Below are 24,496 nucleotides of genomic sequence, written 5' to 3'. Positions count from 1 at the left end.
TTGACTTCCAGCGGTGTTGTGACCGAGCGAATAACGATGATGATTGTGCAAACTAAAGCGATGATATGACATAATTATTACAAATTGAGTTGATACGGAGTTGTTTTGTTTTCAGTTGCTTATCTGCGCTGTAATATAACCGTCACGTATTTGAAATAGTATACTCTGTAGCACCATAAAGTATGAAACACTTCACATAGTTAAGTGGACGCTCATTCTGATGCGCCTTTTATGTTCATGATACTGTTCTTACTCTTCGTGCTGTTGGAACACTGAAGCTTTCTAGGTTTGGTCGCCTCTCAAGATAACAAGGATAGAGTAAATTGATGCCCCACAGTGAATTTTCATTACAGCAACGAGATCATAAGCGACGTTTGAAAGATCGTGGCGTTCGCTTTGCGGTAACCTGTGGTGGGGTTGGCGTTCTAGCCGCTCTGATTTTAATCTTTGTTTATCTGGCCTTGGTCACTCTGCCACTTTTTGCCGATGCGAAAATTAATCCAAGCTTTGCTAAACAAACGATTTCTTCTGTACAACCTCAGTTATTGGCGATGGACGATTATGGTGAGCATCTGTTCGTGGTTGATGAGTTGGGACAGGCCGAGTTCTGGTCACTGAAAGTATCCAGTGATCAACCGTTATGGCGGCAGGCACTGCCTTTTTCCCCTGCGCAAATAGTCGCTGGTACCGCGCAAGATGGCTGGTATGCTGTATTGGATTCTGCTCATCAAGTGCATCTTTTTCGTCCGCGATTTGATTACTCGATTACCCAGCAGAAACGAAAATTCACCCCTATCTTGGAGTCATTAACCACCGAATCGGAATGGATTGCTGCACCAGAGGAAGCGGTGATTGAGCAGTTGAGTTTTGCGCTAACGACGGACTATCTTTACACGGTCAGTTATTTGGCCGATCAACGCGTGATGATTCGTTGGCTGGGGCGACAAGCGCCTTTAGCAATGGCAGAAACGGTGTTACCTGCTCGCTATGCGCAGCTGGATCAACTCCTCATGACCCCTGATGGTCAAACGATTTACTTACGTACAGGCTCGCAACTCGCAGTCATCCAGCGTGATGGTGAAACGTATCGACTACGGGAACAGGTCGATCTTAGTCGCGGCGACCCACAGCGTTTAGTGACGAATATGACCTTGTTATCCGGTGCTTATTCTTTGCTGGTGACCCACGAAAATGGTGTTGTTAGCCAATGGTTTGATGTTTTACAGCAAGGCCAACGCCAGTTGCAGTCAATTCGTGATTTTCAGTTGGCACCGTCTATTCAGCTTTTGCTCACGGATACTCAGCGTAAAGGTTTTTATACTTTTTATCCTAATGGCACGCTACAAAGTCATTATACCACCAGCGAAAAGCTGGTGCTGTTTGAGCGGGTTTTCCCTAGAGCGCCAACGTTAGCGGTGATGTCGAATAACGAGCGTTATATTGCCACTTGGGACGATGGAATGGTTCAGGTCATTGAATTGGATAATCCTCACCCTGAGATTTCCTTTTCAGCACTATGGAAAAAAGTCTGGTATGAAGCCTATCCTGAGCCGCAGTTTGTGTGGCAGTCAACCGCGGCGAATGAGCAGTTTGAACCGAAATTAAGCTTAGTTCCGATTGCGTTTGGTACATTGAAAGCGGCTTTTTATGCCATGCTATTTGCCGTGCCGATAGCGGTGTTTGCCGCTATTTATACCGCTTATTTTATGAAACCCGCGATGCGTCGAATCGTTAAGCCGACCATTGAGTTGATGGAGGCGCTTCCGACGGTGATTATTGGTTTTCTCGCTGGGTTATGGTTTGCTCCTATCGTAGAAAACAATTTGGCGGCTGTGGTGGCACTGTTAATTGGTTTACCGATTGCGACGTTAATCATTGGTGTTGTCTGGTCTTGGATGCCTAAACGTTATTTAGGCTATGATATTTCCGGTTGGCAAGCACTGATCCTGGTGCCATTGATGGTGGTTATTATGGCATTAACTCTCTCTTTTAGTCATGTCATTGAGCAAGCATTGTTTGCTGGAGATGTACTGCTCTTTTTGGATCAAAGAGGCATTGGTTTTGATCAGCGTAATGCGTTAATTGTGGGGATTGCGATGGGGTTTGCTGTGATCCCCACGATTTTTACCATTGCAGAAGATGCGATTTTTTCGGTTCCGAAACATTTATCGGACGGCTCTTTAGCTCTCGGTGCAACTGGCTGGCAAACCTTAACGCATGTAGTGTTATTGACCGCCAGTCCAGGAATTTTTTCGGCAATCATGATGGGGTTAGGGCGAGCGGTTGGTGAAACTATGATTGTACTGATGGCAACCGGGAATACGCCCATTTTAGATTGGAATATTTTACAAGGCATGCGCACTATCTCTGCCAACATTGCGATTGAATTGCCCGAGTCTGCAGTGGGGAGCTCTCATTATCGAGTCCTGTTTTTAGCGGCGTTATTGTTGTTTGTTTTTACTTTTATCGTTAACTCCTTTGCCGAGTGGGTGCGTCAGCGCTTACGCGCTAAATATCGTTCATTGTAAGAGGGGGAGATAATGAAACTAACTCAGCAATTTCAATCAGGCTCCCCTTGGATATGGCTGACCGCTGGCGCTGTTAGTATCAGTTTGATTTCAGTATTAGGCTTATTGTTATTAATTGGCTGGAAAGGATTAGTCTATTTTTGGCCAGCCCCGCTCTATCAGTGGCAAACCGAGGATGGTAAAACCTTAGTGGGGCAACTCTACGCTCAAGAAAAGGTGACGGTTAAGCACCTTATTGAAATGGGCATAAGTCTACCTGAAGAAGCGATTGCGCAAGGCCACGTGCAACGATTAAACATTAAGGTGGCTAATCGAGACATTTATCAGGCCGATTTTGTGTCGATCCTTGATATTAAGTTGTCACCAGCGACGCTTGCCCATGGCTGGCTCGTCTTGCAACGAACTCATGACGGGCAGTTTTATGGTAAGCCAATTGGTTTCGAATCGACACTCATCAGTCAAGATCAGCCTTTAAGTACATCGCAGTGGTTAGCAACGGTTTTTGCACAAACTCAGCAGATAAGGGCTGAGATCGAGCAACAAGTTCGCCCACGAATTCGTGAATTAGCCAATCAGTTGGCGATGTTTGACCAGTCTGGGCATCGTTACTTAGCCCAAACTTCTCCCCAACGTATTGAGCGTCAGAAAAAAGAGCAACAATGGCTCAGTGAGCTTGCTGAAGCTGAACAACGATTAGAAACGTTAAGAACGACATTAGATGATCAGCGGCTTTTATTGCAAGATATGGCTGGCAATACGATTGGTATTCCAATGAGTCAGGTGCTCGACTATTGGTATCCCAATGAAATGACCAGCGGTGAAAAAATTATTCGCTGGCTGAAAAACTTATGGGATTTTCTATCCGATTCACCTCGCGATTCGAACTCTGAAGGTGGCGTCTTTCCTGCCATTTTTGGTACGGTGTTGTTGGTATTGATCATGTCAGTGATTGTCATGCCACTGGGGGTTATTGCTGCGGTTTACCTTCATGAATATGCCAAAGATAATGCTTTTACGCGTTTAATTCGTGTTGCGGTGATCAACCTAGCGGGGGTGCCATCAATTGTTTACGGCGTATTTGGACTAGGCTTTTTTGTGTATACGATTGGTGCAAGTATTGATAATGTGTTTTATGCCGATAGTTTACCAGCACCTACCTTCGGTACGCCGGGATTATTGTGGGCGGCATTAACTTTAGCGGTACTTACCTTGCCAGTGGTCATTGTGACCACCGAAGAGGGGTTAACACGTATTCCACCATCAGTACGTTATGGTTCATTAGCGTTAGGGGCAACACAGTTTGAAACCATTTGGCGGATAGTGCTGCCGATGGCTAGCCCAGCGATGATTACTGGACTTATTCTGGCGATTGCTCGCGCCGCTGGCGAAGTGGCTCCCTTGATGTTGGTTGGGGCGGTTAAGCTTGCTTCAAACTTGCCTGTCGATAGTGAGTTTCCTTTTGTACATCTAGAGCGCAAGTTTATGCATTTGGGATTTCACATCTACGATGTGGGTTTTCAAACAACGAATATTGAAGCCGCTCGTCCCTTAGTGTATGCCACGGCTTTTTTGTTGGTGACCGTGGTGGTAGTGCTGAATTTAACCGCTATTCATATTCGCAATAACTTGCGTGAAAAATACCGAACCTTAGGACAAGATTAAACATGTTTTCTGTTGAGCAAACATTAGGTTATCAGCCGCCGTTAGATGTCCATCATTTAACGGATCAGCAAACAGCGATTGCTATTGAAGAACTCAGTTTGTATTACCAACAAACTCGTGCTTTAAACGGTATTTCGATGCGTATTCCCAAGGGGCAGGTGACGGCATTTATTGGTCCTTCCGGTTGTGGTAAATCAACGTTATTACGCTGTATTAATCGGATGAACGATTTAGTTGATGGCTGTCGAGTTGAAGGCGCGGTGAAACTGCATGGTAAAAATGTTTATGACAGTAATGTTGATGTGCCGACACTGCGACGCCGAGTCGGTATGGTCTTTCAGCGTCCCAATCCTTTTCCTAAATCCATTTATGAGAATGTGGTCTATGGTCTACGCTTACAAGGTATAAAAAATAGTCGAACACTTGATGATGCTGCAGAGTATTCGTTACGTGCCGCCGCTTTGTGGGATGAGGTGAAACATCGTTTGCACGAAAATGCATTTGGATTATCCGGTGGACAGCAGCAACGCTTGGTTATTGCGAGAGCGATAGCGATTGAACCTGAGGTCTTGTTGTTGGATGAACCTACTTCGGCATTGGATCCTATTTCAACCTTAACCATTGAAGAATTGATTCATGAGTTGAAAAAACAATATACCGTGGTGATAGTGACGCACAATATGCAGCAAGCGGCGCGAGTCAGTGATCACACCGCTTTTATTCATATGGGGAAATTGATCGAGTATGCCGATACGGATTCTATTTTCACCTCTCCATTGAAAAAACAGACGGAAGACTACATTACTGGTCGATATGGCTAATCAAATAGCAAATAATAGGATGGCATGATGCAGTTAGGCCGACATATCTCAGGGCAATTTAATGTCGAACTCGAATCGATTCGAACCCATGTATTGACCATGGGAGGCTTGGTTGAGCAGCAACTCTCTTTAGCAATGCAGGCGCTGCACAAAGAAGATATCGAGCTGGCTCGTAAAGTCGTGCGTGATGATCATCAAGTCAATGAGATGGAAGTATCAATCGATGAAGCGTGCACGCGGATCATCGCCAAGCGCCAACCGACAGCCAAAGATTTGCGTTTGATTATGGCAATCATTAAAACCATTACCGATTTAGAACGCATTGGTGACGTTGCGACTAAGATGGCCTATATCGCTATTGAAAGTCCGGCGGATAAAGAACGTCGCTTTCAAGTTTCATTAGAGCCTCTCTGCCGTCAAGCCATCGCTATGTTGCATCAAGTCTTAGATGCTTTTGCTCGTATGGATGTCGTGGCGGCGGCCGCTTTGCATAAACAAGATGATAAATTAGATCAAGAATATGAAGCGGTGATCCGTCAGTTAATGACTTATATGATGGAAGACCCGAAAAATATACCGCACATTTTACAAGTGATGTGGTCTGCACGTGCTATTGAACGGGTCGGTGATCGTTGCCAAAATATTTGCGAATACATTATTTACTTTGTGAAAGGAAAAGATGTTCGTCACTTGGGCAAGCAATCGATAGATGATGTTTTACGCTAAACTAAGTCTCTCAATTTTTTAGCGACTTGAGCAATCGCGGTTGGATCGGTTACCGGGAACATAAAATCATCCACATCCGCTCGGCCCATTTTTGCATCAGCCGATTTGAGCTGCATGTGACTGGGGCGCGTGCTTTTACCAGATAAGTGAACTTCCTGTACGCCAGTTTGTTGAATAATCTGTGTCACATTATTCGCGGTTAAACCTGCGCCTGCCATAATACGAATCCTGCCTTTGGCGAGAGCGACCATCTCTATCAAGGTGGTGATGCCTTGTTCTACTTGATTTGCTTGACCAGAGGTAAGTACTCGCTCACATCCTAAGTCTATTAATGTTTCAAGTGCTTGACGAAAATCTCGACATTGATCAATTGCTCGATGGAACGTCACACCTAAACCATGTTGCTGAGCACGAGTAACCAGTTGTTTGACCTGTGATTCGTCTATCTCCCCCTGTGCGGTTAAGGCTCCAATGACGACACCTTGGAGCTTAGCTTCGGCCGCAGCATCAATATCATCTAACATCACGGCGATGTCATCACGATCATACAAAAAATCGCCTTGGCGTGGTCGTATCATGGCATACACTGGAATGGTTGATAGGCGAGCACTTTGCTTCATCATGCCATAGCTGGGGGTTAGCCCTCCTAATGCTAACGCTGAGCAAAGTTCGATACGCGTCGCTCCTCCTTGGATGGCATAATGCAGCGATTCGATATTATCAATACAGACTTCAAGTTCATAATTCATGAGATTTTCTCACTTAGACGGTTTGAGTTGTTGATGCTGATTTTATCAGTCTGTCGCGACAGCGTCTGTTAACCTAAGGTCTGAAATAGAGGTAAAGTTACGCAGGTGGCCTTTCCTTAAATACCGTTAGTGAGTGATTTAGAGAGCTTAGTAATTGACGTTTATTGTCGATGAGAGAGATGAAAAAAGCCCAAAACCGATTGGTTTTGGGCTTTGATGACTTTACTTATAACTGATTGGCTTATGCGTTAAACGCTTTTTATTATTTCCAACCTTTATCAGTGCGGCTCGAGTTGAGCGCGAGCCATTAATAGGCCTATGGTGGGCCTATTAACTTATTTTTTACCTAGATCAGCAGCATGCTCAGAAAGGAAAGCCGCAACACCTTCGCTAGACGCTTTCATACCGGCTTTGCCTTCTTCCCATTGTGCTGGACAAACTTCACCGTGTTTTTGGTGGAAGTTTAAAGCATCGACCATGCGTAGCATTTCATCGATATTACGGCCAAGAGGTAGGTCGTTAACCACTTGGTGACGAACTAGGCCTTCTTCATCAATGAGGAATGAACCACGGAATGCAACACCTGCTTCTGGATGCTCGACATCATAAGCTTTAACGATCTCATGTTTGATATCTGCAACCAATGGGTATTTAACTTGGCCGATACCGCCGTTTTCTACAGGGGTATTACGCCATGCGTTATGTGAGAATTGTGAATCGATAGAAACACCGATCACTTCAACGCCTTTAGCTTGGAAATCTTCAAAACGCTTGTCAAAAGCGATAAGCTCTGAAGGACAAACGAAAGTGAAATCAAGAGGGTAGAAGAAAACAACGGCTTTCTTACCTTTTGTAAACTGTGCAAAGTTGAAGTTTTCAACGATTTCACCGTTACCAAGAACAGCTGCAGCAGTAAAATCAGGGGCTTGACGACCTACGAGTACCATTTTTTTGCTCCTAAGATGATGGTTAATACTTGATAAAACAGCATGTTTTACCAAGTCCATTTGAACGAGACAAACTATAGTACACCATGTAGCATTGAAAAAAGCGAATTAAATAGATTAAGTTAATCGAAAAAAGCGATAGCTATCGATGATTGAGAATGCTTAATACGGGGAAACCGCGCTTTGATTTATTTGAGCGGATCATAAAGAGAATACGATGAATAAATGGCCAAGTTTAAAGCAGCTACATTATCTGATTACATTATATGAAACGCGGCATTTTAGTGAAGCTGCCGAACGCTGTTTTGTTAGTCAATCGACACTGAGTAAAGGTATTCAAAACTTACAGACCCTGATTGGTTGCCCTTTATATGAGAAATCGGATAAAAAAAGCCCGTTGGTTTTTACCTATGCTGGTGAACAAGTGGTGAAAGGGGGCCGAGAATTATTAGCGAAAGGTAAAGATCTGCTGGAGTTAGGGCAGCAGTGTCAGAATGGGCCAATGGAGGGGCAGCTTAAACTAGGCTGTATTCCGACGATCGCGCCTTTTTTATTGTGTGATTTGGTGCAAGAACTTAATCAGCGTTACCCTAAGTTGCACTTATTATTACGCGAAGATACGACCGCTAATCTTTTAAATGCTTTGCGAGTTGGTGAACTCGATGTGCTGATTCTGGCATTACCGATGGATATTGGTCAGATGGTCAGCCGAATTGTTGGCAGAGATCCTTTTCGGATGGTTATCAGTCGTCAGCAAGCAAACAGTATTCGAGTGCCAATCACCTATGATGACTTACCAAATGAGTCTGTGTTTTTATTAGAGCATGAACACTGCTTAACCGAGCATGCGGTATCTGCTTGTAAGTTAACTGATAAAGAAAAAATTAATCCTTTTATGGCAACCAGTTTACATACTTTAGTGCAAATGGTGGCCAATGGATTGGGTATGACGTTCATTCCGCAAATGGCGATTGAACATGGCCTGTTAGATAATCAAAATTTGGTGATCATTGATCCTCCCGGTCAACAGGCTTATCGGGAAATTGGTGTGGTATGGCGTCCTGGCTCATCTCGCCAGCCGACTTTCGAACAGCTTGCTGAAGTCGTCGCTCAATTACTATAACCTCGTTATAGAGCAATATAAGAGATGTGCCTTGCCTATTTGAAGCCGCAGCAGTGTTATACCCTTCCGACTTGAAGCTGCAGGGGTGTTGGCTACGTTCGTTCGCCCCAATCACATAGTCTATCTATGCTCATGGGGACTATGAGAGCCATCCGTGGCTCTCACCAAAGGCCAGCCTACGGCTGTTCAAATTTGTTCCAGACAAATTTGTCACTCACTTGCCGCCTACCTGCAACTCCAAGTTGTTTGGGTGTAGCTAGGTTTATTCTTCTCTAATCTAGTGGTTTATCTCGGTTCATCGGGATGGTAATAGCCATCCTATGATTAAGATGAATAGCTCTGTAGCAGCCTCTTAGAATTATTTGGACATAATAATGGCGTTAAGCTGTTCGGTTATCCGCTATGTTTTAGTGTATATCTAGTTTTATTTACCTAGTTTCTAATGTTACTCAGAGTTTTACTCTGATGGTAAATCTTTTGTTGTCAAATTTTACAGCGATAAAGTTTTGAAGCTTTCATAAAATAGTAAAACTTCACATGGTGAATTTTACACTTTGCCCTCATTCAATTGTTTCAATGTGCGAGTAGTTGTGCCACTTGAACCCTTAAAACGCGAGATTATTTTTCTTATCTAACAATCGAACATCTGTTTTAAACGATTTTTTGTTCTCGCCCTTATTGTAATTTTATTACGTAATAAGTTACGTTTTGCTGGGCGGAGGTAAACGAGAGTTTGAAACGGAATAAAACTTTGAATTTAACGATGTGTTAACTTTGACTCTTTAATTGCAATGGCTTATCGGGTAATGTTTATCTTGAGTTTGTTGGTTTGTTTAGTGCTTGTTGTTCTTTGGCTTGTTGATGGGTTAAGTCAAGTTAATAAACACGACATACCAATAATATAACCATATGATCATCGTATTTTTGTAGTTCTAAAATTACAAATGATACACAAGGATACTATTTAAGGAAGGATGCCATGCTTGCTCAAACCCCCGATAAATCGTCCTTAGCCATTGAAAATGCTAAGCATCACGAGCAATTAATTGTTAAAGGGGCTCTATCCTCTGAACATAGCGCTATTTTCCCTGTTGAAGCCCAAACCTTTTTAGCTGAGTTGTGCCATCACTTTGCGTCGCGAGTGAATACGTTACTGAATGAGCGCGAACAGCAACAGATGCGTATTGATCAAGGCCATTTGCCAGATTTTTTAGAGCAAACCATCGATATTCGTGAAGGCAGTTGGAAAATCCTTGGTATTCCTAATGATCTGCAAGATCGAAGAGTGGAAATTACTGGTCCAACGGATCGTAAAATGGTCATTAATGCACTCAACGCTAACGTGAAAGTCTTCATGGCAGATTTTGAAGATTCGATGTCACCCGCTTGGGATAAGTTGCTTGATGGACAAATTAACTTACGTGATGCGGTGAATGGCACCATCAGTTATCGCAATCCTGACAATGATAAAGTCTATCAACTTAAAAAAGACCCTGCCGTATTGATTTGTCGAGTTCGAGGGCTGCATTTACAAGAAAAGCATGTGCTATTTGCTGAGCAAGCGATTCCTGGCGCTTTGTTTGATTTTGCTTTGTATTTTTTCAATAACTATAAAGCGTTATTGAAAAAAGGCAGCGGTCCTTATTTCTATTTACCGAAGCTCCAAGCTTACCAAGAAGCGCAATGGTGGAGTGATGTTTTTCATTTTACAGAAGATTATTTTGGTTTAGAAACAGGGACGATAAAAGCGACGGTACTGATTGAGACTTTACCTGCTGTGTTTCAGATGGATGAAATCCTCTTTGCTCTTAAAGAACACATTGTGGGGCTTAACTGTGGTCGCTGGGATTATATCTTTAGCTACATTAAAACCTTGAAAAAACACCCTGATCGCGTATTACCTGACCGTCAAGTCGTGACAATGGATAAGCCATTTTTGAATGCTTACTCACGTTTGCTGATCTATACCTGCCATCGACGTGGCGCTTTTGCCATGGGAGGCATGGCGGCCTTTATTCCGGCCAAAGATCCCGCTCTCAACGCTCAAGTACTGGAAAAAATCCGTCATGACAAAATGCTCGAAGCGAAGAATGGTCATGATGGGACTTGGGTGGCTCATCCTGGATTAGCGGATACCGCTATGGAGGTCTTCAATCAAGTACTAGGCGAGCGTCATAATCAGTTGGATGTGACTCGCTTATCGGATGCGCCAATCCGTGCAGAAGAGTTGCTTGCTCCTTGTGATGGTCCGCGTAGCGAACAAGGTATGCGACACAATATTCGTGTTGCTTTGCAATACGTCGAAGCGTGGATTTCTGGTAATGGCTGTGTGCCTATTTATGGCTTAATGGAAGACGCTGCAACCGCAGAAATTTCTCGCGCTTCAATTTGGCAATGGATTCAGCACGGTAAAACCTTAGATAACGGACAGGTGGTCACGAAAACGTTATTTCGTGATTACTTAGCTCAAGAAATTGAAGTCGTTAAAGCTGAAGTCGGAGAAGCACGTTTTGAACAAGGCCGGTTTACCGAAGCGGCTGAATTGATTGAACGTCTCACCACCAGTGACGATCTCGGTAACTTTTTAACCATCCCGGGCTACGACTATTTGGCGTAGAACGGCCTTAACCAATAATAAATAACAGTAACGTGAAACCGAACTTCAAAGCTCACTGAATCGAAGTGAGTGGCGAAAAGGACGATATCGGCGTGTGCCATCAGCCACGCGAAACCAATGATAAGAGGGATAGATCATGACATTAACTCGCCGCCAACAAATCGAAGCATTAGAAAAAGATTGGGCTACCAATCCACGTTGGAAACACGTCAAGCGTACTTACAGTGCAGAAGATGTCGTTAACTTACGTGGCTCAGTGACACCTGCGAATACTATTGCCCAGCGTGGTGCAGATAAATTATGGGCATTGGTTAACGGCAGTTCCAAAAAGGGCTATGTTAACTGTCTTGGTGCTTTAACGGGCGGACAAGCGGTACAGCAAGCTAAAGCGGGTATTGAAGCCATCTATCTTTCTGGCTGGCAAGTCGCGGCGGATAATAATACCGCAGGGACGATGTATCCTGATCAATCGCTTTATCCAGTTGATTCGGTTCCTAGCGTTGTTAAACGAATCAATAATGCGTTTCGTCGTGCCGATCAAATTCAATGGTCAAATGGTAAATCTCCACAAGATGAAGGGGGTATCGATTACTTTTTGCCAATAGTCGCGGACGCAGAAGCGGGGTTTGGCGGCGTACTGAATGCTTATGAACTGATGAAATCGATGATTGAGGCTGGAGCGGCTGGGGTTCACTTTGAAGACCAATTAGCATCGGTGAAAAAGTGTGGTCACATGGGGGGCAAAGTACTGGTTCCCACTCAAGAAGCGGTGCAAAAATTGGTCGCTGCACGCTTGGCTGCTGATGTCTCTGGAACAACCACGTTGGTGATTGCTCGAACCGATGCTAACGCTGCGGATCTATTAACGTCAGATTGTGATCCTTATGATGCTGACTTTATTGTTGGTGAGCGTACCGCTGAAGGCTTCTATCGTGTTCGTGCTGGGATTGACCAAGCGATTTCTCGTGGTTTGGCCTACGCTCCTTACGCTGACTTAATTTGGTGTGAAACCGCTAAACCCGATTTAGAAGAAGCCAGGCAGTTTGCTGAAGCGATTCATGCTCAGTACCCTGATCAACTCTTGGCCTACAACTGTTCGCCATCGTTTAACTGGGAGAAAAATCTTGATGCAGAAACGATTGCTAAATTCCAGCAAGAATTAGCGAACATGGGTTATAAATACCAGTTTATCACTTTAGCTGGCATCCATAATATGTGGTTTAACATGTTTGAACTTGCCCATGCTTATGCTCAAGGTGAAGGGATGCGTCATTATGTTGAAATGGTTCAGCGTAAAGAGTTTGCCGCCGCCGAGAAAGGCTATACGTTTGTTGCCCACCAACAAGAAGTGGGAACGGGATATTTTGATAAAATGACCAATACGATTCAAGGTGGTCAATCGTCAGTCACTGCGCTAACCGGTTCAACTGAAGAAGAGCAGTTCTAACTTCTGCATGGTGGTAATCCGATGACGTAAAGTTGCAGTGAACACTGCAACTTTAATAAATTTATCGCATCAATCGATTATCTGAGTGATAGCAAGTTATCTGAAAAATAAAAAGAGCAAGGGTATTGATCACCATGCTCTTTTTTATTTATCCATCTATTCTATCGGCTAGCTATTGGCCAGTTACAAAACGTCTTGTTCAAAGTCATTGTCAGTATCGACTTCATCAGGCTCGCTGTTTTCTTGCAATTCCAGCAAGTTGATAGCAATTGCGACGAAGTCACTATCGGTAATAATCCCGACCAACTCGCCTTTACTGACCACCGGTAAACAGCCAACTTTATGTCGTTGCATGTAGATGGCGCTTTCTTTTAATCCAGCTTGTGGGGCGACCGACATGACGCCAGTGTGCATGACTTCATACAAAGGGGTCGTTTCGGTATGCGAGGTATCGGTGATTTTATTGTACAGACTGGACTCTTGTGCTGCTAATACATCACGATGAGTAATAATCCCTAATAATCGACGGTTAGCATCAACAATAGGAATATGACGAATATCCAATGCTTCCATCATATTTCGGGCGTCGGCTATTGTGTGGGTACGCAACAAAGTATGTGGGTTGCGAGTCATCATGTCTTCAACTTTGATCATAACCAACTCCTTTTCTTTTTGATGATCGGTAACCAAGTTAGCTTGCCAATGAACGTAAAGTGGCGTGTGGTTTGTTGATATTCAGTATAGGTTTGTTTGTAGCAAATATCTGAGAGTTAAGTCAGTTTTTGCTGGTAACTCTAGCGGAGAAGTTGCAAAGTCACTTTTGATTACAATCCTTATTTGATTGAACGTGTACTGGCCGCTGACAATCCTGTATCTTGCCGATGCTTGGGTATATACTGTTGCGCCGCGAAATAAACCGTCGCTAACCTTATCAATAACCAAGAAAGAGCCATGCAAGTTTCAGATTTTCACTTTGACCTCCCAGATGAGCTAATTGCTCGTTATCCGAAAGCGCAGCGTACTGATAGTCGATTACTGCGATTAAATGGCACCACCGGTGAACGGATTGATGGCACATTTACCGATGTACTGCACTATATCGAACCGGGTGACTTATTGGTCTTTAACAATACTCGTGTCATCCCTGCTCGTCTATTTGGCCGTAAAGCCAGTGGAGGCAAACTAGAAGTATTGGTTGAGCGTATGCTTGATGAACACTCTATTTTAGCGCACGTTCGTTGTTCCAAGCCGCCTAAACCGGGGACGGAACTGTATCTGGGTGAGCAGGACCAATATTTAGCGACCATGGTTGCACGCCATGATGCCTTGTTTGAGATTCGATTTAATGCCCAGCAAACGGTTTTGGAAATCTTAAACCATATTGGTCATATGCCTTTGCCGCCATACATTGATCGTCCCGATGAAGAAACCGATAAAGAGCGCTATCAAACGGTTTATAATCAAAAGCCGGGCGCCGTTGCTGCACCAACAGCAGGGCTACATTTTGACCAAGCATTATTGGATCAAATTCAAGCCAAAGGCGTTGAGTTTGCCTATGTGACTTTGCATGTCGGCGCGGGTACTTTCCAACCGGTGCGCGTGGAAAATATTCATGATCACCATATGCATGCTGAATACGTTGAAGTACCAGGAGAAGTGGTCGCGGCGATTGCAGCGACCAAGGCTCGTGGTGGCAGAGTGATTGCGGTTGGGACAACCTCGGTGCGTTCTTTAGAGAGCGCAGCGCAAGATGCACTTGCGAAAGGCACAGCGTTAGCGCCTTTTTTTGGTGATACGGATATTTTTATTTTTCCTGGTTATCAATATCAATTGATTGATGCATTGATCACCAATTTTCATTTACCAGAGTCGACGCTGATTATGTTGGTCAGTGCCTTTGCTGGTTATGAGCACACTATGGCTGCTTATCAGCATGCGGTAGAGCAGAAATATCGCTTCTTCAGCTATGGCGATGCGATGTTCATTGAAAAAAATCAGGCTTAAGCTTGATCCCTTAATATCGTCAGACTGTTTCTCTGACATTGGAGGCTTTGTGAAGTTAACGTTCGAACTGAAAAAGAAAAATGGTAATGCGCGTCGAGGTCAGTTGACCTTTGAGCGTGGCACGGTACAAACCCCGGCCTTTATGCCCGTCGGCACTTATGGCACAGTAAAGGGCATGACCCCAGAAGAAGTCAAAGAAACGGGGGCTGAAATATTGCTTGGCAATACGTTCCATCTTTGGCTGCGTCCCGGTCAAGAAGTGATGAAAATGCATGGCGATTTGCATGACTTTATGAATTGGCAAGGCCCAATTCTGACCGATTCCGGCGGTTTCCAAGTCTTCAGTTTGGGGGATATTCGCAAAATCACCGAAGAGGGGGTGCATTTTCGCAACCCTGTTAATGGTGACAAAATCTTTATGGATGCCGAAAAATCGATGGAAATCCAAAAAGATTTAGGTTCAGATATCGTAATGATTTTCGATGAATGTACGCCTTATCCTGCGACGCATGAAGAAGCGAAAAAGTCGATGCAAATGTCATTGCGTTGGGCGCAGCGCTCTCGTGACCATTTTGACAAGCTCAACAATACCAATTCGTTGTTTGGGATTGTTCAAGGTGGGGTATATGAAGATTTGCGTGATGAGTCAGTGAAAGGATTGACGCAAATCGGTTTTGATGGTTATGCCGTCGGTGGCCTTGCAGTTGGGGAACCGAAACCAGATATGCATCGCATTTTGGAGCATACGTGCCCACAACTGCCGGAAGATAAGCCTCGCTACTTAATGGGCGTGGGCAAGCCAGAAGACTTAGTGGAAGGGGTGCGTCGTGGCGTCGATATGTTTGACTGTGTGATGCCAACGCGAAATGCTCGTAACGGCCACCTATTTGTGACTGGTGGTGTGATCAAGATCCGTAATGCAGTACATAAAACGGATACAACACCACTCGATCCACATTGTGACTGTTACACTTGCAAAAATTATTCTAAATCGTACTTGCATCATTTGGATCGTTGTAACGAGATCCTTGGCGCTCGTCTGAATACCATTCACAATCTCCGTTATTATCAACGGTTGATGGAAAGTATTCGTAAAGCGATAGATGAAGATCGCTTTGATCAATTTGTAGAAGCGTTTTACGCACGTCGTCAACGCGAAGTGCCGCCTTTACAAATCGAACAAGCGTAATAGCAAGCACTGAGATGGATTTATCTTGAAGAGCTTATTGATAGCTTGAATTTGTCTCAGTGCGGCCCAATACCTATAAACATTACAAACAATAACTTAGAGGACGTTTCTCAATGAGTCTAATTTCTGTAGCACACGCAGCAGGTGAAGGTGCATCACAGGGTGGTGGTTTCGAAATGCTGATCATGCTTGGCATGTTTGCGGTGATTTTCTATTTCATGATTTACCGCCCACAATCTAAACGAGTGAAAGAGCATAAAAGCCTAATGGCCTCAATGGCGAAAGGTGATGAAGTCTTAACCAGTGGTGGTTTAGTGGGAAGAATCACGAAAATTGCTGATGATAACGATTTTATCTCTGTTGAATTGAACAACAACAACGAAGTTGTGATTAAAAAAGACTTCGTTTCTGCCGTGTTACCAAAAGGTACACTTAAATCTTTGTAAAACAGCTAGAGGATCCTCGCTGTGCTAAACCGTTATCCGTTATGGAAGTACTTAATGGTCGTGTTTGCCATTACCATTTCTGCTTTATACGCACTTCCTAATCTTTACGGTGAAGATCCGGCTATTCAAGTTACAGGGGCGCGTGGCGCCTCTGTAGATATGTCAACGCTGGATGCTGTCACCCAAGCGCTCGATAAAGCGCAACTCTCTCATAAATCCATTGCTTTCGAAAATGGCTCAATTTTGGTGCGTTTTAATGACACTGATACCCAAATCAGTGCTCGTGACATCATTAATGAAGCTTTAGGCAATGATATCATTGTTGCGCTGAACTTAGCGCCTTCCACTCCTCGTTGGCTAGAATCCATTGGCGCAGCGCCTATGAAACTTGGCCTTGATTTACGTGGTGGGGTTCACTTTTTGATGGAAGTGGACATGGATGCGGCAATGGAGCGATTAGTTAGTCAACAAGAAGAAGCTTTTCGTAGTGAATTGCGCGACGAAAAGATTCGCTACCGTGCGATCCGCAGTCAAGCGGATTCCGTCGAGATCATTTTACGCGATGCCGCTCAGCTTGAAGACACTCGCCGTCTATTAGAGGCGAATCATCGTGATATGAACTTTACTGCTTCTGATCGTGATGGGCGCTTCCTTTTGGTGGCCAAATTTACAGACGCCCGTTTACAAGAAATTCGTAACTACGCCGTTGAGCAAAATATCACTATTTTACGTAATCGTGTCAATGAGTTAGGGGTTGCAGAACCTTTGGTTCAGCGTCAAGGCGCGAGTCGGATTGTGGTTGAACTGCCTGGCGTACAAGATACTGCTCGTGCGAAAGAAATTTTAGGTGCGACAGCAACCCTTGAGTTTCGTGAAGTCGATGCCACCGCTGATCTAGCTGCGGCGGCAGCGGGCAGAGTGCCTGCTGGTAGTGAAATTAAACTGGATCGTGATGGTCGTCCTGTTGTTTTAAAGCGCCGGGTCATTTTGGGCGGTTCCAGTATTACTGATGCCAGTTCAAGTGCCGACGAATACGGTCGTCCACAGGTCAATATTTCTCTTGATAGTGAAGGTGGCAGTAAGATGTCGGCTTTCTCAAGAAATAATATTGGCAAACTAATGGCCACGGTTTTTGCTGAATATCGAGACAGTGGTGAAAGAACGGCTGACGGTCGAGTGATTTTAGAAAAGCATGAAGAAGTGATTAACCAAGCGACGATTCAATCAGCATTGGGGCGTAATTTCCGAATCACTGGCATCAACTCGGCGGCAGAAGCTCAGAACTTAGCGTTATTACTACGCGCAGGTGCGTTAATCGCACCGATTTCGATCGTTGAAGAGCGGACGATTGGCCCGTCAATGGGACAACAGAATATCGATATGGGTATTCAAGCCTGTATTTGGGGCTTGTTTGCGGTGATGATCTTTACTGCACTGTACTATCGTACGTTTGGCTTGATCGCTAACTTAGCTTTGTTGACCAACTTAGTGCTGATTATCGGCATTATGTCGATGATTCCCGGAGCAACCATGACCTTACCTGGCATTGCCGGTATTGTGTTGACTGTTGGTATGGCAGTGGATGCTAACGTACTGATCTTTGAACGTATTCGTGAAGAGTTACGTGAAGGTCGTAATCCGCAACAAGCCATCCATCAGGGGTATGCGAACGCGTTTAGTACTATTGCGGATGCGAACATCACGACGCTGATCACTGCGATTATTTTATTTGCGGTGGGTACTGGTGCGATCAAAGGTTTCGCCGTTACCTTATCAATTGGTATCTTAACGTCGATGTTTACCGCAATTATCGGTACGCGTTGTGTGGTTAACCTGCTGTATGGCGGGAAACGTATCAATAAATTGTCGATCTAAGGCTAGGAATCATTATGTATCAAATTCTGAAAGCAGAGAAAACGATCGACTTTATGCGTTGGTCAAAGTTTACGTTTGTCTTATCGTTATTGATGATTGGCGCGTCAATTTTTACCTTATCCACCAAATGGTTAAATTGGGGATTGGACTTCACTGGCGGAACACTGATAGAAGTGGGTTTTGCAGAACCGGCGAATCTGGAGAAAATTCGCCATGCTCTTGATGAGCGTGGATTTGGTGATGCAACGGTACAAAACTTTGGTTCAGCACGTGATGTTATGGTCCGTTTGCGCCCTCGTGAAGGGGTTGCAGGAGAAACGCTTGGTAACCAAATTCTTAACGCCATTAAAGAGGGGACGGGTGAAAGCGTTGAGATGCGCCGGATCGAGTTTGTTGGTCCTAACGTTGGCGATGAGCTGGCAGAGGCGGGGGGCTTAGCCATTTTAGCCTCACTGATCTGTATTTTGCTCTACGTTTCAATGCGTTTTGAATGGCGTTTAGCTTCTGGAGCCGTATTATCTCTTGCTCACGATGTCATCATCACTTTAGGTATTTTTTCGTTACTGCAAATCGAAATTGATTTAACGATCGTCGCTGCCTTATTGACGGTGGTCGGTTATTCGTTGAACGATACGATTGTGGTTTTTGACCGTATTCGTGAGAACTTCCGCAAGTTGCGCAAAGGCGATTCAGCGGAAGTGATGAATAGCTCCATTACGCAAACTCTGAGTCGGACGTTAATTACTTCAGGAACGACCTTGTTTGTGGTGATTGCACTATTTGTTCAAGGTGGCGCTAATATTCATGGTTTTGCTACCGCATTACTACTCGGGATCACCGTTGGTACTTATTCTTCTATCTACGTTGCTTCTGCGTTAGCGTTAAAACTTGGTATTACCCGTGAACACCTGATTCCACCAGTGGTGGAAAAAGAGGGGGTTGAGTTGGATGAATTGCCTTAACGGTGATATTCCTCTTAAGCAATAACTAAAAAAACCGCTGAATATTCAGCGGTTTTTTATCACACTCACATTGGTTATTGATCAATAGCCGTTGCTTGACGACAGAGCGGTTATTTAAAAATAGCACTATTTCCGTTTTCACGGATGTGTTGCAAAATCGCTTTGACGCCACGAGGACTTGAACCGACAATATTGCCCGATTGCATATAATTAGTACCACCAGCAAAATCGGTCAGAATCGCTCCAGCTTCACGAGCGATCAGTTCGCCTGCTGCCATATCCCATGGTTTTAAACCCAGTTCAAAGTAACCATCAACACGGTTAGCCGCCAAATAACACAGATCTAAAGCTGCTGACCCAGTGCGACGAAAATCGGCACACTCAACAAACAATGAAGAAATAATTTTCAGGTAAGATTCAGAGTGCTGCTTTTGCTTAAATGGGAAACCAGTTGCAAGGATAGCGCCTTGCAAATCTTTCAATGGCTTAACGCGAATACGAGCATTATTTAATTGAGCGCCAGAGCCGCGTTGAGCAGTAAATAGTTCATTTAACATTGGGTCATAAACACAGGCAACTTCGGTGCGACCGTTCATTCTTACGGCAATCGATACCGCAAAATGAGGGATACCTTTCACGAAGTTATTGGTTCCATCCAGTGGGTCGATGATCCATTGTACGTCTTTATCTTTACCTTCGATAAGACCGCCTTCTTCGGCAATAATGCAGTGCTCAGGGTAAGAGCTTTGGATGGTAGCAATGATTAGCGCTTCGGCTTCTTTGTCGACATTAGTAACAAAGTCATTGCTTCCTTTTTGAAAGGATTCAATTTTGTCAGCGTTTTCTAGAGATTTAGCAATATGGTTACCTGCTTTTCGCGCAGCGCGAATAGCAATGTTTAGCATTGGATGCATACGAGTTTCCCAACGGATGTTAAAGAACGAAAAAAGCGGAGCGGATTATAGCAAAATCATACTAAAAAGGAAGTGGTTATTTTTTATGCGCTTAATGGCTCTGCCAATAAAGGACCTGCTCATTTCATTTTGCTTTATGCTATTATCTGGCGATTAACGCCAAGTAACTGCTCTTTTATTCATTATCCCTAGGTTACTGAGCCAATCCTTCAAGCCAATTCAATACCGTCAATTTTAAGATGATGCTTATCGTCGATAATAATTAGCGAGTGAGTATCACTATCGACGGCGAAATGAGAGATAAACTGATGGTAAATGAACGCCATGTTAGACAATGTTAAAATCGTTTTAGTAGGTACTTCACATTCTGGGAATATTGGCTCAGCCGCCAGAGCGATGAAAGTGATGGGCTTAAGCCAGATGGTGCTGGTGGCACCTGAATGTGCAGTGGATGCTCAAGCAATAGCGTTAGCGGCTGGTGCCAGTGATATTGCGTTAAATGCGCAGGTCGTCAGTACGTTGAGTGAAGCCGTCGCGGAGTGTGGGTTAGTTGTTGGTAGCAGCGCCCGCTCACGCACATTAGAGTGGCCGATGCTTGACCCTCGTCAGTGTGGTGAGCAATTTGCGCTTGAAGCTCAAAAACACGCGGTTGCTGTGGTATTTGGCCGTGAAAGAACGGGCTTAACCAACGAGGAATTACAGCTTTGTCATTATCATGTGTGCATTCCTGCCAACCCTGAATACAGCTCATTAAACTTAGCGATGGCTGTGCAAACATTATGCTATGAGATTCGCGTTGCTCACTTAACTCAGCAACAGAGTGAATTTTCATCCCCACCGGTGGCTGACTATCCTCGCCATCAAGAGTTGGACCGATTTTATCTGCATCTAGAACGAGTACTACTGGAAAGTGAGTTTATCTCTCCTTCACAACCCGGGCAGGTAATGAACAAGCTCCGTCGATTATTCAGTCGAGCTCGTCCAGAATCACAAGAAATTAATATCTTACGCGGTGTATTGACTGCGGTAGAGAAAAAAATGCGTCAGCCTTAATTATCACTAACCACCTGATTAATCTAAGGTTAAATACCTGAGTAATTTAGTCAATTAAATACTTGACTGGTTTGGTAGGGTATGGAAGAATTCCAACCACATAATCGATGTGGATATGGTGTAATATGAGATTAACATCTAAAGGAAGATACGCGGTAACGGCCATGTTAGATGTGGCGCTAAATTCGCAACAAAACCCAGTACCGCTAGCGGACATTTCAGAGCGACAAGGTATTTCTCTGTCTTATCTAGAGCAGCTTTTTTCTAAGTTACGCAAAGCTGGTTTGGTCGCCAGTGTGCGAGGCCCAGGTGGTGGTTATCGTTTAGGTGCAGAAGCAAGCACCATTTCTATTGGTACGGTCATTGCCGCGGTAGATGAATCTGTCGATGCGACGAAGTGTCATGGTAAAGGTGATTGCCAAGGTGGCACTCGTTGTCTCACTCATACCTTGTGGTGTGATCTCAGTTCTCGTATTAGTGACTTCTTAAATAATATCACTCTCGGTGAGTTGATGGTTGATAATGAAGTCTTACAAATTTCTGACCGTCAAGGTATGAACCTTGCGGCGAACCAAGGGAGTGGCCATAAGCATTCTCAATCTGTCACTATTGGTGCAGCCTCCTTTGGTCTTAACGTTCGCTCATAGCGGCAATGTTTACACTGGAGTAAAAAATGAAACTGCCTATTTATTTAGACTATTCGGCTACATGTCCGGTTGATCCGCGTGTTGCCGAAAAGATGATTCAGCATATGACGATGGATGGGACGTTTGGTAATCCGGCCTCTCGATCGCACCGTTATGGCTGGCAGGCAGAAGAAGCGGTGGATACGGCGCGTGAACAAGTTGCTGAACTTATTCATGCTGATCCGCGTGAAATTGTTTTTACTTCAGGGGCGACCGAGTCGAATAACTTAGCGATTAAAGGTGCGGCGCATTTTTACGCTAAACAAGGTAAGCACATCATCACCTGTAAAACTGAGCATAAAGCGGTATTGGATACTGTGCGCCAGCTTGAATATGAAGGTTTTGATGTGACTTATCTTGAACCTGACCATCGTGGATTAATTGATATAAACCAATTACAAGACGCCATGCGTGAGGACACAGTGTTGGTCTCCGTAATGCATGTCAATAATGAAATAGGTGTGATTCAGGATATCACCGCGATAGGAGAGCTGTGCCGTGAGCGAAATATTATCTTTCACGTCGATGCTGCTCAATCAGCGGGGAAAGTCGAGATCGACGTGCAAACGATGAAAGTCGATCTTATCTCACTCTCAGCGCATAAAATTTATGGTCCTAAAGGTATTGGCGCTCTCTTTGTGCGTCGCAAACCGCGTATTTATCTTGAAGCACAGATGCATGGCGGTGGTCATGAGCGCGGTTTCCGTTCAGGAACGTTAGCGACCCATCAAATTGTTGGGATGGGAGAAGCGTTTAGCATCGCTAAACAAGAGATGGAGCATGATTATCAACATGCTAAAACTTTACGTGACCGTTTACTTAATGGCATACAGGATATCGAAGCTGTGAGTATTAACGGTGATCTAGAGCAGCGTGTTCCTCATAATCTTAATCTCGGTTTTGCTTTTGTCGAAGGCGAATCGTTGTTAATGGCGCTGAAAGATCTTGCGGTCTCTTCAGGCAGTGCTTGTACCTCTGCTAGTCTAGAGCCTTCTTATGTATTGCGTGCGCTTGGTTTGGATGATGAGTTAGCACATAGCTCGCTTCGTTTTTCATTTGGCCGTTTTACGACCGTAGAAGAAATAGATTATGCAATAGAACATATTCGTAGCGCTGTCACTCAATTGCGTAATATGTCGCCTTTGTGGCAAATGCACAAAGAAAGCGCAACGATATAGTAGGTAGCGAGCCATCAAATCAGTGTTGAGTTAACAATTTTAAGCAAAATAAGCGGACCGAATGGTCCGTTTTTTTATCCAGTGGGTATTTTTACGCGACAAAATGTTAACATCGTTAGGTTGATTATTCGTTGTGATTCAGATATATCCGAGAGTAGTTATTCTCAACTCGTTACTAGAGCGGTAATCGCGCGGTTGTGTAACGGAACAATGGAATATATCTATTAAGGCCACACCATATAGGACAAGGAGAAACCATGTCTACACAGATGCCTGTATTTATTAGTCTAGAATCAGCCCAGCCTCAGTGGGGAGAAAAAGCACTCGTCTCATTCTCAGAGCAAGGCGCGACCATTCATTTATCGAAAGAGAATGATCTCAATGCCATTCAGCGTGCTGCGCGTAAATTAGATGGCCAAGGATTGCGTTCATTACATTTATCCGGTTCCGCATGGACTTTGGAAACGATCTGGGCATTTTACCAAGGTTATCGTGATCCTAAAAAGAAAAATACCTTACAGTGGGAGTCGTTAGCCAGCGCCGATCAAACGGAACTTGAAGCACGGATTAAAGCAGCGGATTGGACGCGCGATATTATCAATAAAAGTGCTGAAGAAGTGGCTCCTCGTCAATTAGCGACCATGGCTGCCGAGTTTATTAAGTCATTAGCTCCGGATCACGTCTCTTATCGAATTGTAAAAGACAAAGACCTATTGACGGAAAACTGGGAAGGCATTTATGCGGTAGGGCGAGGCTCTGAGCGCACTTCTGCCATGTTGCAATTAGACTACAACCCAACGGGCGATGATAATGCCCCTGTATTTGCCTGCTTAGTCGGTAAAGGCATTACCTTTGACTCTGGTGGCTATAGTTTAAAACCGTCTAATTTCATGTCTTCGATGAAAGCGGATATGGGCGGAGCAGGAACCATCACCGGAGCCCTTGGTCTGGCTATCATGCGTGGCTTAAATAAACGCGTTAAGCTCATTTTGTGCTGTGCTGAGAACATGGTATCTGGCCGTGCATTAAAATTGGGTGATGTGATCACCTATAAAAACGGCAAAACCGTTGAAATTATGAATACTGACGCAGAAGGGCGGTTAGTCTTAGCCGATGGTTTGATTTACGCTTCAGAGCAAAAACCACAATTGATCATCGATTGTGCCACCCTAACGGGAGCTGCAAAAAATGCGTTGGGTAATGACTATCATGCATTACTGAGTTTTGATAAAGCTTTGAGTCAACAAGCGCTCGATGCGGCTAAAGAGGAAAATGAGGGATTATGGGCACTGCCATTAGCTGATTTTCACCGTGATATGTTGCCCTCGAACTTTGCTGATCTCTCTAATATTTGTTCTGGTGATTATTCACCGGGTGCAAGTACGGCAGCGGCTTTCTTATCCTACTTTGTTGACGATTACCACCAAGGCTGGCTACATGTTGATTGCGCGGGAACGTATCGTAAATCGGCCAGTGATAAATGGGCCGCTGGAGCAACAGCGATGGGCGTTAAGACCGTCGCGCGTATTTTATTGGATCAGGCCAAATAATGATTAATTAAGGGGCAGT

Annotated in this window: 19 protein-coding genes and 2 pseudogenes; 17 read left to right on the top strand and 4 right to left on the bottom strand. The window is 44.3% G+C overall.

From position 1 onward, the window contains the following. The first annotated feature begins 326 nt into the window (after positions 1–326). From AACS00_RS12035 to phoU, 5 genes and pseudogenes are all read left to right on the top strand, one after another. On the top strand, positions 327–2,528 hold the full coding sequence (locus tag AACS00_RS12035; RefSeq protein ID WP_110167569.1) for an ABC transporter permease subunit: 2,202 nt from the start codon (positions 327–329) through the stop codon (positions 2,526–2,528). 12 nt (positions 2,529–2,540) lie between these two features. Next, a pseudogene (locus tag AACS00_RS16770) lies at positions 2,541–2,865 on the top strand (phosphate ABC transporter permease PstA); the annotation flags it as partial. A gap of 356 nt (positions 2,866–3,221) precedes the next feature. After that, a pseudogene (pstA, locus tag AACS00_RS16765) lies at positions 3,222–4,190 on the top strand (phosphate ABC transporter permease PstA); the annotation flags it as partial. A gap of 2 nt (positions 4,191–4,192) precedes the next feature. Beyond that, a complete protein-coding gene (gene pstB / locus AACS00_RS12025; protein ID WP_072668786.1) occupies positions 4,193–5,011 on the top strand; it encodes a phosphate ABC transporter ATP-binding protein PstB in 819 nt (272 codons plus the stop codon). A gap of 27 nt (positions 5,012–5,038) precedes the next feature. Further along, positions 5,039–5,737, top strand: a complete 699-nt coding sequence (phoU, locus tag AACS00_RS12020; protein WP_072668785.1) for a phosphate signaling complex protein PhoU — start codon at positions 5,039–5,041, stop codon at positions 5,735–5,737. On the opposite strand, the gene AACS00_RS12015 is transcribed toward phoU, so the two are convergent. Together AACS00_RS12015 and AACS00_RS12010 are read right to left on the bottom strand one after the other, a co-directional pair. After that, positions 5,734–6,486: a copper homeostasis protein CutC gene (locus AACS00_RS12015; protein WP_110167567.1), complete on the bottom strand. Its 753-nt coding sequence runs from the start codon at positions 6,484–6,486 to the stop codon at positions 5,734–5,736. The genes phoU and AACS00_RS12015 overlap by 4 nt on opposite strands. A gap of 335 nt (positions 6,487–6,821) precedes the next feature. After that, positions 6,822–7,433, bottom strand: coding sequence for a peroxiredoxin C (locus AACS00_RS12010; RefSeq protein ID WP_072668783.1), 612 nt, complete (start codon positions 7,431–7,433; stop codon positions 6,822–6,824). Between the two features lie 217 nt (positions 7,434–7,650). Between AACS00_RS12010 and AACS00_RS12005 the strand changes: the two genes are divergently transcribed. From AACS00_RS12005 to aceA, 3 genes are all read left to right on the top strand, one after another. Beyond that, positions 7,651–8,556, top strand: a complete 906-nt coding sequence (locus AACS00_RS12005) for a hydrogen peroxide-inducible genes activator (RefSeq protein ID WP_110167566.1) — start codon at positions 7,651–7,653, stop codon at positions 8,554–8,556. A 979-nt stretch (positions 8,557–9,535) separates the two neighbouring features. Beyond that, on the top strand, positions 9,536–11,173 hold the full coding sequence (aceB, locus tag AACS00_RS12000; protein WP_110167565.1) for a malate synthase A: 1,638 nt from the start codon (positions 9,536–9,538) through the stop codon (positions 11,171–11,173). Between the two features lie 136 nt (positions 11,174–11,309). Continuing rightward, entirely contained in the window at positions 11,310–12,620 is a 1,311-nt protein-coding gene (gene aceA / locus AACS00_RS11995) for an isocitrate lyase (protein ID WP_072668780.1), read from the top strand. Between the two features lie 183 nt (positions 12,621–12,803). Here the strand turns inward: aceA and AACS00_RS11990 are convergent, their stop codons facing one another. After that, positions 12,804–13,274, bottom strand: coding sequence for a CBS domain-containing protein (locus AACS00_RS11990; protein ID WP_072668779.1), 471 nt, complete (start codon positions 13,272–13,274; stop codon positions 12,804–12,806). 297 nt (positions 13,275–13,571) lie between these two features. On the opposite strand from AACS00_RS11990, the gene queA reads away from it, so the two are divergent. From queA to secF, 5 genes are all read left to right on the top strand, one after another. Further along, positions 13,572–14,624 (top strand): tRNA preQ1(34) S-adenosylmethionine ribosyltransferase-isomerase QueA, encoded by a 1,053-nt coding sequence (gene queA / locus AACS00_RS11985; protein WP_110167564.1) that lies wholly within the window; start codon positions 13,572–13,574, stop codon positions 14,622–14,624. 49 nt (positions 14,625–14,673) lie between these two features. After that, on the top strand, positions 14,674–15,813 hold the full coding sequence (gene tgt / locus AACS00_RS11980; RefSeq protein ID WP_110167563.1) for a tRNA guanosine(34) transglycosylase Tgt: 1,140 nt from the start codon (positions 14,674–14,676) through the stop codon (positions 15,811–15,813). A 113-nt stretch (positions 15,814–15,926) separates the two neighbouring features. Next, positions 15,927–16,259 (top strand): preprotein translocase subunit YajC, encoded by a 333-nt coding sequence (gene yajC, locus AACS00_RS11975; RefSeq protein WP_072668776.1) that lies wholly within the window; start codon positions 15,927–15,929, stop codon positions 16,257–16,259. Between the two features lie 21 nt (positions 16,260–16,280). Then, positions 16,281–18,134: a protein translocase subunit SecD gene (gene secD, locus AACS00_RS11970; RefSeq protein ID WP_072668775.1), complete on the top strand. Its 1,854-nt coding sequence runs from the start codon at positions 16,281–16,283 to the stop codon at positions 18,132–18,134. A gap of 14 nt (positions 18,135–18,148) precedes the next feature. Further along, positions 18,149–19,096: a protein translocase subunit SecF gene (secF, locus tag AACS00_RS11965; protein WP_110167562.1), complete on the top strand. Its 948-nt coding sequence runs from the start codon at positions 18,149–18,151 to the stop codon at positions 19,094–19,096. Between the two features lie 110 nt (positions 19,097–19,206). Here secF and suhB read toward each other — a convergent pair whose 3' ends face one another. Continuing rightward, positions 19,207–20,010: an inositol-1-monophosphatase gene (gene suhB / locus AACS00_RS11960; protein ID WP_110167561.1), complete on the bottom strand. Its 804-nt coding sequence runs from the start codon at positions 20,008–20,010 to the stop codon at positions 19,207–19,209. Between the two features lie 324 nt (positions 20,011–20,334). Between suhB and trmJ the strand changes: the two genes are divergently transcribed. The 4 genes from trmJ (at position 20,335) to pepB (ending at position 24,477) form a co-directional block, all read left to right on the top strand. After that, positions 20,335–21,063, top strand: coding sequence for a tRNA (cytosine(32)/uridine(32)-2'-O)-methyltransferase TrmJ (gene trmJ / locus AACS00_RS11955; protein ID WP_110167560.1), 729 nt, complete (start codon positions 20,335–20,337; stop codon positions 21,061–21,063). 125 nt (positions 21,064–21,188) lie between these two features. Beyond that, positions 21,189–21,710 carry a Fe-S cluster assembly transcriptional regulator IscR gene (gene iscR / locus AACS00_RS11950; RefSeq protein ID WP_072668771.1) on the top strand — a complete coding sequence of 174 codons (522 nt, stop codon included), beginning with the start codon at positions 21,189–21,191 and terminating at the stop codon, positions 21,708–21,710. A gap of 26 nt (positions 21,711–21,736) precedes the next feature. Next, the gene (locus AACS00_RS11945; RefSeq protein ID WP_110167559.1) at positions 21,737–22,927 is read left to right on the top strand and encodes an IscS subfamily cysteine desulfurase; all 1,191 of its coding nucleotides are present in this window, start codon (positions 21,737–21,739) and stop codon (positions 22,925–22,927) included. A gap of 257 nt (positions 22,928–23,184) precedes the next feature. Continuing rightward, complete coding sequence (gene pepB / locus AACS00_RS11940; RefSeq protein ID WP_110167558.1) at positions 23,185–24,477, top strand: aminopeptidase PepB; 1,293 nt, start codon at positions 23,185–23,187, stop codon at positions 24,475–24,477. Positions 24,478–24,496 lie beyond the last annotated feature (19 nt).

Source organism: Vibrio sp. 11986-1-5, from assembly GCF_963878025.1.
GTDB lineage: Bacteria > Pseudomonadota > Gammaproteobacteria > Enterobacterales > Vibrionaceae > Vibrio > Vibrio injensis.
This window is presented reverse-complemented; position numbering and strand designations above follow the sequence as displayed.